Annotated in this window: 10 protein-coding genes and 5 pseudogenes; 2 read left to right on the top strand and 13 right to left on the bottom strand. The window is 66.0% G+C overall.

Features of this window, described 5'->3' with window-relative positions:
* Positions 1–35: 35 nt before the first annotated feature.
* Together BMG07_RS05060 and BMG07_RS44000 are read right to left on the bottom strand one after the other, a co-directional pair.
* Positions 36–730 (bottom strand): annotated as a pseudogene (locus tag BMG07_RS05060) (transposase).
* A gap of 37 nt (positions 731–767) precedes the next feature.
* Entirely contained in the window at positions 768–1,052 is a 285-nt protein-coding gene (locus tag BMG07_RS44000) for a hypothetical protein (RefSeq protein ID WP_198083630.1), read from the bottom strand.
* A gap of 5 nt (positions 1,053–1,057) precedes the next feature.
* Here BMG07_RS44000 and BMG07_RS43995 point away from each other — a divergent pair, with 5 nt between their 5' ends.
* A complete protein-coding gene (locus BMG07_RS43995; protein WP_198083629.1) occupies positions 1,058–1,513 on the top strand; it encodes a DUF1266 domain-containing protein in 456 nt (151 codons plus the stop codon).
* 15 nt (positions 1,514–1,528) lie between these two features.
* Here BMG07_RS43995 and BMG07_RS05045 read toward each other — a convergent pair whose 3' ends face one another.
* The 11 genes and pseudogenes from BMG07_RS05045 to BMG07_RS04995 all read right to left on the bottom strand — a co-directional run bounded on the left by BMG07_RS05045 (position 1,529) and on the right by BMG07_RS04995 (position 12,150).
* Positions 1,529–2,416, bottom strand: coding sequence for an SAM-dependent methyltransferase (locus BMG07_RS05045; protein WP_198083628.1), 888 nt, complete (start codon positions 2,414–2,416; stop codon positions 1,529–1,531).
* Positions 2,413–2,988: a DUF1415 domain-containing protein gene (locus BMG07_RS05040; RefSeq protein WP_198083627.1), complete on the bottom strand. Its 576-nt coding sequence runs from the start codon at positions 2,986–2,988 to the stop codon at positions 2,413–2,415. The genes BMG07_RS05045 and BMG07_RS05040 overlap by 4 nt, the downstream gene beginning before the upstream one ends.
* Positions 2,985–4,235 (bottom strand): annotated as a pseudogene (locus BMG07_RS05035) (CynX/NimT family MFS transporter). The gene BMG07_RS05040 and the pseudogene BMG07_RS05035 overlap by 4 nt, the downstream one beginning before the upstream one ends.
* Positions 4,232–5,358, bottom strand: a pseudogene (locus BMG07_RS05030) (deoxyguanosinetriphosphate triphosphohydrolase). The pseudogenes BMG07_RS05035 and BMG07_RS05030 overlap by 4 nt, the downstream one beginning before the upstream one ends.
* A complete protein-coding gene (aroB, locus tag BMG07_RS05025; RefSeq protein WP_198083626.1) occupies positions 5,355–6,464 on the bottom strand; it encodes a 3-dehydroquinate synthase in 1,110 nt (369 codons plus the stop codon). The pseudogene BMG07_RS05030 and the gene aroB overlap by 4 nt, the downstream one beginning before the upstream one ends.
* Positions 6,465–6,498: 34 nt before the next feature.
* Positions 6,499–7,046 (bottom strand): annotated as a pseudogene (locus BMG07_RS05020) (shikimate kinase).
* 23 nt (positions 7,047–7,069) lie between these two features.
* Positions 7,070–9,214 carry a type IV pilus secretin PilQ gene (gene pilQ, locus BMG07_RS05015; RefSeq protein WP_198083625.1) on the bottom strand — a complete coding sequence of 715 codons (2,145 nt, stop codon included), beginning with the start codon at positions 9,212–9,214 and terminating at the stop codon, positions 7,070–7,072.
* Positions 9,215–9,230: 16 nt separating this feature from the next.
* Entirely contained in the window at positions 9,231–9,770 is a 540-nt protein-coding gene (locus tag BMG07_RS05010) for a pilus assembly protein PilP (RefSeq protein WP_198083624.1), read from the bottom strand.
* Positions 9,767–10,444 carry a type 4a pilus biogenesis protein PilO gene (locus BMG07_RS05005; RefSeq protein WP_198083623.1) on the bottom strand — a complete coding sequence of 226 codons (678 nt, stop codon included), beginning with the start codon at positions 10,442–10,444 and terminating at the stop codon, positions 9,767–9,769. The genes BMG07_RS05010 and BMG07_RS05005 overlap by 4 nt, the downstream gene beginning before the upstream one ends.
* A gap of 6 nt (positions 10,445–10,450) precedes the next feature.
* Positions 10,451–11,074: a PilN domain-containing protein gene (locus tag BMG07_RS05000; RefSeq protein ID WP_198083622.1), complete on the bottom strand. Its 624-nt coding sequence runs from the start codon at positions 11,072–11,074 to the stop codon at positions 10,451–10,453.
* Positions 11,071–12,150, bottom strand: coding sequence for a pilus assembly protein PilM (locus BMG07_RS04995; RefSeq protein WP_198083621.1), 1,080 nt, complete (start codon positions 12,148–12,150; stop codon positions 11,071–11,073). Before BMG07_RS04995 ends, BMG07_RS05000 begins: the two co-directional genes overlap by 4 nt.
* Positions 12,151–12,389: 239 nt before the next feature.
* Here BMG07_RS04995 and BMG07_RS04990 point away from each other — a divergent pair.
* Positions 12,390–14,797 (top strand): annotated as a pseudogene (locus tag BMG07_RS04990) (penicillin-binding protein 1A).
* Positions 14,798–14,803: the final 6 nt, after the last annotated feature.

The raw sequence follows: 14,803 nt of genomic DNA, 5'->3' as shown, positions 1-14,803 counted from the left end.
TCCTTTGCAGGCAAAGGCTTGGCGCCGCCCTGCGCTCAGGAAGTACCGCTGGAAGGCGGCCGGCCGGCCTTGGCTTTGACCACGCGACGCTCCGTGGACTTCTGCAGCGTCCCCAGAAAATCTTCGTCGCCGGCCGCCCAACCACGCAGCGTGGCCTCGGTCAGCGTGGCCTGATCGGCCGTTCGCACGCCGCCGCGCACCAACTCGACGTAGGCGGCCTCACGCGCAAACGGCGTATTGCCCAGCTCCCAGTACAGCGGGTGCGGCGTCAGCAGCTTGTCGTGCCGCAGGCCGGCGTAGTGGCCGTGGCTGGACCACGGGAAGTCGCGCGCATCGACCGCCATGCCGGCGCGCACCGGGTTCAGGTCGATGTAGGCCATGCAGGTCAGCAGGTAGCGATCGGTCTGGATCAGCGTCGACCTGTAGCGCCCTTCCCACAGGGTGCCGCTGCGACCGTGGCGGTCGTGAAGTAGCGCACGTAGCTGCGCCCCACCGATTGCATGAACTGCGGCAGGCCGGTGGTGCTGCTGGGCGTGGCCAGCAGGTGGAAGTGGTTGTCCATCAGCACATAGGCGTGCAGCGCGACGCCGAAGCGCACGGCGTTCTCGGCCAGCAGGGCGAGCAGCTTTTCGTGGTCCGCCCGGTCCACGAAGATCGGCTGGCGGTTGTTGCCGCGCTGGATCACGTGGTGCGGCATGTCGGCCAGTGTGAGACGGGGGAGACGGGCCATGGGGCCATGGGTTGGGTTGACGCTCGAGACTTGTATCCTAAGCGGCCCGTTTACAAATACCTGGAGGGAACCGCGAATGTTCAAGCTTTTCAAGGAATTGATCGACTCGGTGAAGGAAGGGATGGCGGAGGGAAAGGCCGAACTGGCGCAGGAAGCCGCCGAACGCGAGGCCAAGCAGCAGGAGGGCAATGCCCCGCTGGAGGCCCGGCTCGCGGCCTCGTCCCGCTTCGAGAACTTTGCCGTGGCGCTGGCCGCCGTGTACCGCGAGACCTTCGCGTCCGACCTGCGGGATGCCGAGGAAATGAAGCGCAGCGCGGTGCACCTGCTGTGCATCGGCATCCCCGAAAAGAGATCGCCCCCTGGAAGAAACTGCTGGACCGCGATTTTTCGGTCACGGACGAAGAGAGTGCGGAGGCCACGGTGGCGACGATCGTCGGCGAGCTCGCCACGCAGGCCAATGACGGCGACCTGGCGCTCTGGATCGGCCGCGCCGCCCACCTCGCCACGGGCGCGGCGGCCGTGGGCCATGTCGAACCCACAAAAGCGCTCGAATGGCTGGTGCCAGCGGTCGAACTGGCGATCGAGCGCTTCAGCGGCTGGGACGACTACGCCCGCAGCTTCCTACTGGGCGAGCGCGAGGCGCCGGGCAGCAATTTCGTCGGGCGCAAGCTGCTGGCCTCGGTGACGGAAAAGCTGCTCGCGAGCGAACGCAGCCCGTGGAAGACGGTGACGTGGCCCACGCGGGACGACCTGGCCGCGTTGCTCGCCTCCCGCCCGGCGTAAGGGCGGCCGGCGGACTCAGCCCAGCTTGAAGCGCGTGTCGCCCAGCGCGTCGAGCCCGAACTGCGACAGCAGCTCGCCCAGCCGTGTCGCCGCACTCGCCTTGCGCTGGCCGGTGTAGCGCGCCAGGATCAGCTCGTTCTTCATGCTGTGCTCCCAGCCGACCAGCTCGGTGACGGTCACGCTGTAGCCGTTGGCTTCGAGGAACAGGCAGCGCAGCACGTTGGTGAGCTGGCTGCCGATTTCGCGCGTGTGCAGCGGATGGCGCCACAGCTCGGCCAGCGGCGTGCGCGAAAGCGCCAGCGCCTTGGTCTCGCGCAGGCAGGCCGCGACCTCGGCCTGGCAGCAGGGCACCAGCACCATGCAGCGCGCCTTCTTCGCAAGGCCGAAGGCGATCGCGTCGTCAGTGGCCGTGTCGCAGGCATGCAGCGCGGTGACGACGTCGATCTGCGCCGGCAATTCGCTCGCTTGCGCCGACTCGGCCACGGTGAGGTTCAGGAACGACATGCGCCCGAAACCCAGCCGCTGTGCCAATGCCCGCGAGCGCTCGACCAGCTCGGCGCGCGTTTCGATGCCGTAGACATGCCCGCCCTGCCGCGCGCGGAAGAACAGGTCGTAGATGATGAAGCCGAGGTACGACTTCCCCGCGCCATGGTCGGCCAGCGTGGCGCCCGCGCCCTCTTCCGGCAGCTCGCGCAGCAGTTGCTCGATGAACTGGAACAGGTGGTAGACCTGCTTGAGCTTGCGCCGCGAGTCCTGGTTGAGCCGGCCCTCGCGGGTGAGGATGTGCAGCTCTTTCAGCAGCTCGACGGACTGGCCCGGCTTCAGCACCTCGGCCAGTTCGGCGTCGGCCTTGGCGACCTTGTTCGTCTTCACCGCGGTCTTGGCCGCGAATTTCGTGTTCATGGCTTGGCGCTCCCGGGGCCGACGTCGAGTGCCGCCCAGCCCGCGGGGCCCAGCGCTTCGAGCGTCTCGATGTTGCGTTCGAAGATGTCTTGCGCGTCGGGAAACGCCTCGACCGCGCGGCTCACGCTGTCTTCGCGCAGCAGGTGCAGCGTCGGGTACGGCGCGCGGTTGGTGGCGTTGCCGATGTCGTCGGCTTCGGTGCCGGCGAACTGGAACGACGGGTGAAAGCTGGCGAGCTGGAACACGCCGTCGAAGCCGGCGCGCGCAAGCCGGCGTTCGGCTCGCGCCGTGAAATCGTTGAAGTCCAGAAAATCCGCCAAGGTGTTGGGTGCCATCAAAAGGGTGGTGTCGCGCACGGAGGCGTCGAGCGCAGCGAGTGCCGTGGCCTCGGCCAGAAGCGCGTCCATCAGGCCGGCGTCTTCGGCCGGCTCGTACACGGCGTAATGGATCTGCGCCTTCACATGCACGGCTTTTGCGAACGGGCACAGGTTGAGGCCGATCACCGCGCGCTCCAGCCAGCGCCGCGTGTCGGCTTCGGCCTGCGCGGGGCCGATTGTCGCCGGGCCGGTCATGCCATCTCCGCCGCAGGGCGAATCCGCCCCAGGCGCCGCGCGATCGCCATGCCGACCAGCGAGCAGGCCAGCGTGGCCGTCCAGGTCCAATGCCAGCCGCCGACGCGGTGGGCCACCCAGGCGACGGCCGGTGGCGCCAGGAACTGGCCCAGCGACGAGGCCTGCTGCATCAGGCCGACCGTGGTGGAAACGGTGGTGGGCCCGGGCGCGAACCGCACGCCCAGCAGGAACAACGTCGCCGGCACCATGCCACCGCCCAGGGAAAAGGCACAGACCGCCACGTAGCGCAACACAGGCGGAAGGCTCAGCGCCTCGGCGCCCTGCCCCGCTTGCGCGAAAGCCGCGACGCCGCCCAGCGCCATCGTGAGGAACCCCCATTGCAGCAGCCGCTCGGGCGCCACGCCGCGCTGCAGCCAACGGCCGCCCGCGATGTTGCCGACGATGTTCATGGCGGCGGCCAGCGCGGTCAGCACCGCGTTCCAGCCGGCCGGCACACCGCGCCGGCGTAGATGGCAGGGAGAAAACCGATCACGGCCATCCATTGGGCCGAGTAGACGGCAAAGGTCAGCGCGATCAGCCAGCGCGCGCGCGCCCACCGTGGCGCGCAGGCGGGACGACCACGCCCCGGCGGCATTGCCTGTCGCGGCCGGGCGAAGCCTGTCTGCGGGCACGGCGAGCCGCAGCCAGAGGGCAGCCACCGCCGAGACGACCGAGAGCGCCCACCACCAGTCCGGCCAGCCGCCCCAGGCGATCAGGGCCGGCCCCACCAGCAGCGCAAAGGCGACGCCGAGCGGCATGTAGGCGCCCCACAACCCCAATGCGGCCTTGTCGGCGCCCGGCGGGGTCAATGCACGGATCAGCCCCGGCCCGGGCATGACCGTCAGCAAGAAGCCGACGCCCTCCACGGCACGCAGCACGAGCAGCCATTGCACGGCATGGGCACCCGAGCCACCGCTGCCGACCAGGCCACCCAGCAAGCTGGCGACCGTCAGCACCACCAGCCCCGTCAGCATGCTGCGCCGCAGGCCGATGGTGTCGGCCGCCAGACCAGCAATCAGCCCCAGCGTCATGCTCGCGACCTGCACCAGCGACAGCAGGAACCCCGCCTCGACCAGCCCGATGCCGAGCGACGCCTGCAATGCCGGCACGGCGGGCGGCAGCTTGCCCAGGTGCAGCGCGCCGCTGACACCGCCCAGCAGGACGGCGAAAACGGCGACAGGCACGCGGGGGCGCTCCGCCTGGCTCACGCGATGCCCCGCCGTCCGGTGAGCCTCTCGTGCTCGCGCACGGCGAAGCGATCGGTCATGCCGGCGATGTAGTCGGCCACGGCGCGGGGCCTGTCGCGGCGCTCGGCGTACGAGGCGGGCATTTCGCCGCCGCGCTCGATGTACGCGTCGAACAGCTCGCGCACGACTTGCTGCGCCTGGTCGGTGGTCTGCGTGCCTGCGGGTGGCGGTAGAGGTTGCGGAAGAGGAAGCGCTTGAGCGCTTCGGATTGCGCCTGCATCGTCTCGCTGAAAGCGACGAGCGGCGGCGCCATGCGCACGGCATCCGCATCGGCGGGCGCCAGGGTTTCGATCGCCGCGCGGGTCGCGTCGATCACGTCGTAGACCTGCGCGCTGAGCATGCGCCGGATGGTCTCGTAGAGCACGCGGCGGCCTTCCAGCTGCGGGTACTCGGCAAGCGCCTCGCGGCGATAGCGCTCGAACAGCTCCACTTCACTGAGCTGTTCGACGCTGATGAGCCCGGAGCGCACGCGTCGTCGATGTCGTGCGCGTTGTAGGCAATGGCGTCGGCCAGGTTGCACAGCTGCGCCTCGAGCGCCGGCTGTGTGCGGTCCAGGAAACGCCGGGCCACGCGTGCGGCTCGGCCGCTTCCAGGCGCTCGGCATTGGCGCGCGAGCAGTGCTTGAGGATGCCCTCGCGCGTCTCGAAGCTGAGGTTCAGGCCGTCGTACTGCGGATAGCGGTGCTCCAGCGCATCGACCACGCGCAGGCTCTGCAGGTTGTGCTCGAAGCCGCCATGGTCGGCCATGCAGGCATTGAGCGCGTCCTGGCCCGCGTGGCCGAAGGGCGTGTGGCCCAGGTCGTGGGCCAGCGCGATCGCCTCGACCAGGTCTTCGTTGAGGCGCAGGCGCGGGCGATCGAGCGACCCAATTGGGCGACTTCGAGCGAATGCGTGAGCCGCGTGCGGAACAGGTCGCCTTCGTGGTTCAGGAAGACCTGTGTCTTGTAGACCAGCCGCCGGAAGGCCGTGGAATGCACGATGCGGTCGCGGTCGCGCTGGAAGGCGTCGCGCGTGGGCGCGGGCGGCTCGGCATGGCGCCTGCCGCGCGACTGCGCGGGCTGGCAGGCGTAGGCCGCGAGGCTCATCCCGCGCAGCACTGCGCGAGCACTTCGCGCACGAGCGCGTCGGGCGCGCTGCTGACCGCGGCCGAGCCGGGCTTGTCGATCACCACGAAGCGGATCTCGCCCGCTTCCGACTTCTTGTCGACGCGCATCAGTTCCAGGTAGCGCTCCGCGCCCAGGTCCGGGCCGATGATCGGCAGGCCGGCACGCTCGATCAGGCGCGTCAGGCGTGCGACGAACGCCGCGTCGACGCCGCCGAGCCGCTGCGACAGGTGCGCCGCCATGACCATGCCGCACCCTACGGCCTCGCCATGCAGCCATTCGCCGTAGCCCAGGCCAGACTCGATCGCGTGACCGAAGGTGTGGCCGAAATTGAGGATGGCGCGCAGGCCGGTCTCGCGCTCGTCCTGGCCGACGACCAGCGCCTTGATCTCGCAGCTGCGCTTGACGGCGTAGGCCAGCGCGGCGGGGTCGCGCGCGGTCAGCGCCTCGATGTTGGCCTCGATCCAGTCGAAGAAGGCCATGTCGTAAATCGGGCCGTACTTGATGACTTCAGCCAGCCCGGCGCTGAGTTCGCGCGGCGGCAGCGTCTGCAGCGTGCCCAGGTCGCAGACCACGAGCTGCGGCTGGTAGAACGCGCCGATCATGTTCTTGCCCAGCGGATGGTTGATGGCCGTCTTGCCGCCCACCGAAGAATCGACCTGCGCCAGCAGCGTGGTCGGCACCTGGACGAAGGGCACGCCGCGCATGTAGCTGGCGGCGGCGAAGCCCGTCATGTCGCCCACCACACCGCCGCCGAGGGCGAACAGCACGGTCTTGCGGTCGCTGCCGTGGCCCAGCAGGGAATCGAAGATCAGGTTCAGGGTCTGCAGGTTCTTGTGCACTTCGCCGTCGGGCAGCTCGAGCAGGTGCACCGTGCGGAAACGGCCGGCCAGCGCGGTCTGCAGCGCTTTCGCGTACAGCGGTGCCACCGTGGTGTTGCTGACGATCAGGGCGGAAGCCGCGGCCGGCGTGGCGGCAAAGCTCTCGGGGTCATCGAGCAGCCCTGCACCGATCAGGATCGGATAGCTGCGGTCGCCGAGCTGGATGTCGACGCGTTCTGGCGGAGCGGAAAGTACGGGCAAGGACATGGCAGCGAGTTTAGGCGCTGCGGCCAACGCCGGCTCAGGCGGAGGGCTCTTCCGGGTGCGCGCCCGGCTCGACGATGCCGGCCAGTTCGAGCTGCATCACGATGATGTTCACGAGCATGGCGATGGACGGACGGCCGGTGTCGACCACGTCATGGGCGGTTTCCCGGTAGAACGGGTCGCGTGCGTCGTGCAGTTCACGCAGCCGGCCCAAGGGGTCGCGACCTGCAGCAGGGGGCGCTTGACATCGTGGCGCAGGCGCCGGAACAGGTCTTCGGGAGAGGAGCGCAGGTAGATCACATGGAAGTGATCGCGCAGCTGGGTGCGGTTGGCTTCCCGCAGCACCGCGCCGCCTCCGGTGGCCAGCACGCCCTGGGCATTGGCGGCCAGGTCGGCGATCACGGTCTGTTCGAGGTCACGGAAGGCGGCCTCTCCCTCCCGATCGAAATAATCACGGATCGAGCAGCCGATGCGGTGCTCGATCACGTGATCGGTGTCGATGAATGGAACGTCCAGCCGCATCCCCAGGCGCCGGCCCACTGCGGATTTTCCGGCGCCGGGCAAACCGACGAGTGCGACCGCCACGCGGTGGCTGCTACGCCCGCGCGTCAGCGCGCGGCGTTGCGGTCGGTAATCATCTTCGGGGTGATAAAGACGAGCATTTCAGTCTTGTTGGCAATGCGTTCGCGCTTGCGGAACAGTGCACCCAGGTAGGGCACCTCACCCAGCACCGGCACGCGCGATTCGTCATTGGTTTCGGTGAGTTCGAAGATACCACCGATGACGACCGTGCCGCCGTTCTCGACCAGCACTTCGGTCTGCACGTGCTTGGTGTTGATGGCCGGACCCGCCGAAGTATTGACGCCGCGGGCGTCCTTGCTCACGTCCAGGGTCAGGATGATGTTGCCTTCGGGCGTGATCTGCGGGGTCACTTCCAGCTTCAAGACCGCCTTGCGGAACGAGATGGAGGTCGCGCCGCTGGACGTGGCCTGCTGGTAAGGAATTTCTTCACCCTGCTCGATCAGCGCCTTGGTCTGGTCGGCGGTGATGACGCGAGGGCTGGACACCAGCTTGCCCTTGCCGTCGGCTTCGAGCGCCGAGATTTCGAGGTTCAGCATGCGCGAGAAGCTCGAATTAAACAGCGAGAACGCGAAGGAGCCTGGGCTTGCACTGTTACCGGTCGGATCGGTTGCTGGCAGGTTGATGAAATTGCTGCTGGTTGGCGAGCCGAATGTGACGTTCGGACTGGTGGAGGTTGTATTGGCAACGCCGTTAGTCACCGTCGTCGTGGAGCCCCCTCCAGTGACCGTTGGAAAGGTACCAAGGGAGTTGTTGCGATTGATCACACCACCGCCCAGCTTGACACCGAGCGACTTACCGAAGGTATCTGACGCTTCGACGATGCGGGCTTCAATCAGCACCTGGCGGACCGGGATGTCCAATTTCTGGATCAGTTCGGCAATCTGCGCAAGACGTGACGGAATGTCAGAGACGAACAGCTGATTCGTACGGGATTCCGCAATCACACTGCCACGAGGGCTCAGGATGCGAGAAGTCGTGCCCCCGCTACCGCCGCCCCCACCGCCGGCGGACGCGCCCGTGCCGGTCAAGCCCTGTGCGATGACAATGGCCTTGGTGTAGTTGAGTTGAAATGACTGAGTGCGCACCGGCTCCAGATTTTCAATGGTTGCCTTGGCTTCGAACTCAAGCTTTTCCTTGGCATTGATTTCGTCCTTCGGCGCGATCCACAGCACGGAGCCGTTCTTGCGCATGCCGAGGTTCTTCGCCTGCATGATGATGTCGAGCGCCTGGTCCCAAGGCACATCCTTCAGGCGAAGCGTCAGCGCGCCACTCACCGAATCCGAGGTCACGATATTGAAGTTCGTGAAGTCCGCGATCACCTGCAGCAGCGAACGGATTTCGATGTTCTGGAAGTTCAGCGAAAGCTTTTCACCGTTGTAGCCGACGCCTTGCGTGAGCTTGGTCGGATCGACCTTGCGGGCCCGCATTTCGACCACGAACTGGTTTTCGCTCTGGTAGGCGCTGTGCTCCCAATCACCCTTCGCCTCGATCGTCATGCGAACGCGGTCGCCGGACTGCTGCGAAGTGATCAGTTGGACCGGCGTGCCGAAGTCGGCCACGTCGAGACGGCGGCGCAGGCCTTCGGGCAAGGTCGACTTGGTGAATTCGACGATGAGGTTCTTGCCTTGCTGCTTGACGTCGACACCCACCTGGTTGTTGGCCAGGTCGACGATCACGCGCCCGGTGTTGTCGGAGCCGAGACGGAAATCGACGTCCTTCAGCGGCAACGTGTCGCGATTGCGATTCTCGGCAAAGGTGGTGGCAGCAGAGACGGCAAGCGCCGCACCGGCCACGGGCTCAAGCACGACCAGCAACGACTTGCCTTGAATTTCAGCCTTGTAGGCTGTTGCCTGCTTCAGGTTCAGCACCACGCGGCTGCGGTCGCCGGCCTGGACGACGTTGACCGAACGCAGGTTGCCCTGGTTCACCTCGATGGCGGACCGACCGATGGCATTCGTGACACCCGGGAAGTCCAGCGCGATGCGCGCGGGCGTCTGCACGGCGAAACCGGCCGGCACTGCCGTGAGCGGTTGCGACAAGTCGATCCGGATCACTTCCGCGCCCGATTGCGTCGAACTGGTCACGGACTCGATCGCGTTTTGCGCATGGGCCACGGCCAATGCGCCGAAGGTCAGCAGACCCAGCCCGGCAGCGCGCAGCCACTGTGCCATCGTTGATTTTTCTGGTTCATTTCGCACTCTCTTGCAACTGCAGCGTGGCTACGCGTTCGATCCATTCACCGGCGGCGTCTTGCACGATCTCACGCAAGGCGACTTCGGTTTCGTTGATACGGGTGATGCGCCCGTAGTTGAGTCCCAGGTATTCGCCGACGCGCACCTTGTAGAGCAGCTTGTCGACACGAACCAGCGCCACCGGCTGGCCGTTGCGGTTCATGCTGCCGACCATGGCCATCGAATCGAGCGGAAAGGCTTCGAGCGCCTCCTTGCGGCGCGCCAGCTCCGGCGCGATCAGCTCCGACGTGCTCGGCTGGTTCGATTCGCGACGCAGCGCCTGCGTCAGCTTCAGCATGTTGAAGGGCTCGAAGGACGAGGCCTCGGTATAGGCCTGCGGCGTGAACTTCTTGGGCTCCGTGATGGGAGGCACCGAGGGCTTCACCTGGGCACGCTGCTCGGCCATCCAGCGCTGCAGGTCTTCCTGGTCGGAATCGCATGCGCTCAGGCCTGCCGCGGCCAGCATGACGCAAAGAACTTTGGCGGCGATCTTCATTTCTTCGCCTTCGGTGCGGCCGCGCGTTTCTGGGCTGCGCGTTCCTCTTCGTCGAGGTAACGGAAGGTGCGCGCCGTGGCGTCCATCGTCAGCGCATCCTTGTCCTTCTGCGGCGTGATCGTCACGTTGTTCAGCGTCACAATGCGCGAAAGGCCCGCGACGTCGGCGGCGAAGGCGCCCATGTCGTGGTACTTGCCTGTCACGCGGACCGAAATCGGCAGTTCGGCGTAGTAGTCCTTGACCACCACCTGGCCCGGCCGGAACAGTTCGAACTGCAGGCTGCGGCCGAGGCCCGCCTGGTTGATGTCGGACAGCAGCGCATCCATTTCAGCCTTGCTCGGCAATTGCTTTTCGAGCAGGGTCACGTACTGCTGCACCTGTTCGCGCTGCTTCTTGAGCAGGTCGAGATTGGCCGCTTGCGCGACCTTCTTCGTGTAATCGGCCTTGAGCGCGACTTCCTTGCTGCGCTCGGACTCGAGTTCGTCGTTCGAGTTGGTCAGCCAGACAAACCACAGCGCCACCAGCACCAGCGCGGTCACCGCCAGGCACAGCGCATAGCGCGGAATGGCCGGCCACATCGACGGGTCGTTGGGATTGAGCCCACGGAACTGCTCGCCGAAGCGCAGCAGTGCCGCGCCGACATCTACTTTGGGTAAGGAACGATTGCTTGCCATGATCGGTTACCCCTTGGATTGCACCGCCGAGGCAGCCAATGCCTTGTCGGCCGCCGCTTTCTGGGCGTCGGTGGGGCGCTTCAGGCCGATACGCATCGTGAAATTGGCGACACGTCGTTGGTCGCGCTGGCTCAAGTTGACGTTGGCGGAAGTGATTTCGACCAGCTCCGGCTTCACCAGCCACGGACTGTTGTTGCCCAGGTTGCGCAGCAGCTCGGACACGCGTTCGTTCGATTGCGCCATGCCTTGCAGCGTGACGGTCTGGTTGTCCTGCTTCATGCTGGTCAGGTAGACACCGTCGGGCAATTGGCGCACCAATTCATTGAAAAGGTGCACCGGCAGGTTGCGATCGCCCTGCAGGTCTTCGACCGCCTGCTGGCGCGCGCGCAGGGCCGCGATTTCTTCTTGCAGCGTCGAGATCTCCTTGATCTCGACCTCGAGCTTCTTGATCTCGCCCTGCAGAAAGGTGTTCTTCGATTGCTGGGACGAGATCTGGGCTTCGTACCAGAGGTAGCCCAGCACCGCGATCAGAAGACCCAGAACGGCGGCACCGCCGAGCGTCCCATAGAAAGCCTCGCGCCGCCGCTTGCGCGCGGCTTCGCGATGCGGAAGCAGATTGATCAGGATCACTGCAGGAACCTCCGCATGGCCAGCCCGCACGAGGTCAGGTACGAAGGCGCCTCACGCCGGACCTTCTTTTCCCGGATGTTCGGGCCGAATTCCATGCCGTCGAAAGGATTCACGAGGGAGCAGGCGAAAGACGTCTGACGTGTCACGGCGTTGGTCAGTCCGGGCAATGACGACGAACCGCCGGCCAGCAACACATAGTCGACACGGTTGTGCGGCGTGCTCGTGAAGAAGAACTGGAGCGCGCGCGCAATTTCCTGCGCGATGCTTTCCACGAACGGCTTGAGCACGCCCGAGCCGTAGTCGTCGGGCAAGTCGCCGCTGCGCTTCTTGGCTTCGGCTTCTTCAGCGGAAAAACCATACTGGCGAACGATCAGCTGTGTCAGTTGCGCACCGCCGAACGCCTGGTCGCGGTCGTACAGCACTTCCTGGTTGCGCAGCACCTGCATGCTGGTGGTGAAAGCGCCCACTTCGAAAAGCGCCACGACGGCGTCGACGCCCTTGCCGGGAAGTTGTTCGATCAGCCGCGCGGTCGCAAGACGCGAGGCATACGACTCGACGTCCAGAATCATCGCCTTCAGGCCGGCAGCTTCCGCCAGGCCTTCGCGGTCCTGGACCTTTTCCTTGCGGGACGCGGCAATCAGCACTTCCACATCGCCAGCGGACGTCGCGCTAGGGCCTGTGACACAGAAGTCGAGGCTCACTTCGTCCAGCGAGAACGGGATGTACTGGTTGGCTTCCGACTCGACCTGAATCTCGAGCTCCTGCTCGCTCATGCCGCCCGGAAGAATGATCTTCTTGGTAATGACAGCCGACGGCGGCAGCGCGAGCGCGACATTGCGCGTGCGCGTTCCGCTCTTGCGGACGACGCGGCGCACCGCCTCCGCGACCTCGTCGAATTTCTCGACATTGCCGTCAGTGATCCAGCCACGCTCGAGGGGCTCGATGGCACAGCGTTCCAGAACCAGCTTGCCGCTGGCCTCACGGCCGAGCTCGACCAGCTTGACGCTGGACGAACTCACGTCCAACCCCAGCAGGGGAGCGTTCTGACGACGAAACAATGATCCAAGAGCAGCCAAGTTAGGTCCCTCTCCCCCTGTATTTGTAACCAATGGAAAAATTTGCGTTCGGTTGCATGCTAGCAGCAGGCGTAGCGCCAACCAAGCAACGCCGGGGGGCAAAACCGTCAAGCGTTGTCAAAACCTGACGTCAAAGCCGCATTCTGTAACTTTTGGATTAGGCCGTCGCAACGGTCACAAAGATCGGATGGTGCGAAGGGGGCGGCTTTTTATAATGTCCGGTGACTCCCCGGCCCCCCATGCAAGAAACTTCAAGCCCCAAAGGGCCAGCCAAGACCCCGAAACCCGCACGCCCAGCCTGGCTGAGATGGCTGCTGCGATTCTTCTTCTGGGGGTTCGGCATTGCCGTGGCCGGTGTGCTCGCGGTCCTGTGCGTGGTGGCCGTGGCCCTGGCGGTCGCCTACCCCAATCTGCCGGACATCAGCGAGCTCTCCGACTACCGGCCCAAGCTGCCGCTGCGCGTGTTCTCGGCCGAAGGCACGCTGATCGGCGAGTTCGGCGAAGAGCGCCGCAACCTGACCCCGATCTCGGCCATTCCCAAGGTCGTGAAGGACGCCGTGCTCGCCGCGGAAGACGCGCGCTTCTATGACCACGGCGGGGTCGACTACAAGGGCATGGTCCGCGCGGGCCTGGCCAACCTGAACCGCGTGAAGAGCCAGGGCGCCTCGACCATCACCATGCAGGTCGCGCGCAACGTCTACCTGAGCTCCGAAAAGACGCTGACCCGCAAGATCTACGAGGTGCTGCTGACCTTCAAGCTCGAGCACCTGCTGACCAAGGACCAGATCTTCGAGATCTACCTGAACCAGATCTACCTCGGCAACCGGGCCTACGGCTTCGCCGCCGCGTCCGAAGCCTACTTCGGCAAGCCCGTGCAGGAACTCTCGATCGCGCAGGCCGCGATGCTGGCCGGCCTGCCCAAGGCACCGGGCGCGAACAACCCGGTCAACAACCCGCAGCGCGCCCGTGGCCGCCAGTTCTACGTGATCGACCGCATGCAGGAGGCCGGCTTCATCACCGCCGAGCAGGCGGCCGAAGCCAAGAAGGAAGAACTGCACCTGCGCGACGCCGCCGACCCGAACCGCCTGCACGCCGAGTACGTCGCGGAAACCGTGCGCCAGCTGATGTACGCCCAATATGGCGACAGCACCTACACGCGCGGCCTCAAGGTCTATACCTCCCTGGTCGCGGCCGACCAGGCTGCGGCCTACAAGGCCCTGCGCAAGGGCATCATGGACTACGAGCGCCGCCAGATCTATCGCGGCCCCGAGAAGTTCGTCGACCTGCCCAACGACGCCAAGGACCTGGACGAAGCGGTGGACGACGCGCTCAGCGACCACCCCGACAACGGCGACGTCATGGCCGCCGTGGTGCTCAAGGCCACGCCCAAGCAGATCGATGCGGTGCGCGCCAACGGCGACCCTGTACAGATCACGGGCGACGGCCTGAAGCCCGCGCAGTCCGGCCTGTCGGACAAGGCACCGCCCAACATCAAGATCCGCCGCGGCGCCGTGATTCGCGTCGTGAAGACACCCAAGAACACCTGGGAAATCACCCAGTTGCCCGAAGTGGAAGGCGCCTTCGTCGCCATGGACCCGCGCGACGGCGCCATCAAGGCGCTGGTCGGCGGCTTCGACTTCGGCAAGAACAAGTTCAACCACGTGACGCAGGCCTGGCGCCAGCCGGGTTCGAGCTTCAAGCCGTTCATCTATTCGGCCGCGCTCGAAAAGGGCTTCACCCCCGCCACCGTCATCAACGACGGCCCGCTCTTCTTCGACGCCGGCACCACCGGCGGCCAGCCCTGGGAACCGAAGAACTACGGCGGCGGCTACGACGGCCCGATGTCGATGCGCACCGCGCTCATGAAGTCGAAGAACCTCGTGTCGATCCGCATCCTGCAGTCCATCGGCACGCGCTATGCCCAGGAGTGGATCACCAACTTCGGCTTCGACAAGGACAAGCATCCCGCCTACCTGCCGATGGCGCTCGGCGCGGGCTCGGTCACGCCGATGCAGATGGCGGTGGGCTACTCGGTGTTCGCCAACGGCGGCTATCGCGTCAATCCGTACCTCGTGACGCGCATCACCGACCACAAGGACAAGGTGCTGGTCGACAAGCAGCCGCCGCTGCTCAACGAGTCGCTGCGCGCCATTCCGCAGCGCAACGCCTTCATCATGGACACGCTGCTGCAGTCGGTGGCGCGCGCCGGCACCGCGGCCAAGGCCCAGGCCATGCTCAAGCGGCCCGACCTCTATGGCAAGACCGGCACCACCAACGACTCGCTCGACGCGTGGTTCGCGGGCTTCCAGCCGACCATGACGGCCATCTCGTGGATCGGCTACGACACGCCGCGCAACCTGGGCGACCGCGAAACCGGCGGCGGCCTGAGCCTGCCGATCTGGATCAACTACATGGAAACCGCCATCAAGGGCGTGCCAGTGACCGACATCGCCACCGCGCCGCCCTCAGGCATCGTGAACGTGGGTGGCGAGTGGTACTACGACGACTACGCACCGGGCCGCGGCGTCGCGACCCTGGGCGTGGAGTCCACGCCCGCGGCGCCGGCGGAAGCCCTGACTGGCGCGCCGGTGAGCCCGCCGCTCCGCCCGAGGAGCGCAACCGCATCCTCGACATGTTCCGGAACTGACGTGAT

This window comes from Variovorax sp. E3 (assembly GCF_016082275.1).
GTDB lineage: Bacteria > Pseudomonadota > Gammaproteobacteria > Burkholderiales > Burkholderiaceae_C > Variovorax.
The sequence above is the reverse complement of the archived record's forward strand: the minus strand, read 5'-3'. Positions and strand labels throughout refer to the sequence as shown.

Bases quoted from the DNA above. Each gene is read 5' to 3' on its own strand.
- BMG07_RS05045 (WP_198083628.1), bottom strand. From the start codon at position 2,416: ATGAACACGAAATTCGCGGCCAAGACCGCGGTGAAGACGAACAAGGTC.
- BMG07_RS05040 (WP_198083627.1), bottom strand. From the start codon at position 2,988: ATGACCGGCCCGGCGACAATCGGCCCCGCGCAGGCCGAAGCCGACACG.
- aroB (WP_198083626.1), bottom strand. From the start codon at position 6,464: ATGTCCTTGCCCGTACTTTCCGCTCCGCCAGAACGCGTCGACATCCAG.
- pilQ (WP_198083625.1), bottom strand. From the start codon at position 9,214: ATGGCACAGTGGCTGCGCGCTGCCGGGCTGGGTCTGCTGACCTTCGGC.
- BMG07_RS05010 (WP_198083624.1), bottom strand. From the start codon at position 9,770: ATGAAGATCGCCGCCAAAGTTCTTTGCGTCATGCTGGCCGCGGCAGGC.
- BMG07_RS05005 (WP_198083623.1), bottom strand. From the start codon at position 10,444: ATGGCAAGCAATCGTTCCTTACCCAAAGTAGATGTCGGCGCGGCACTG.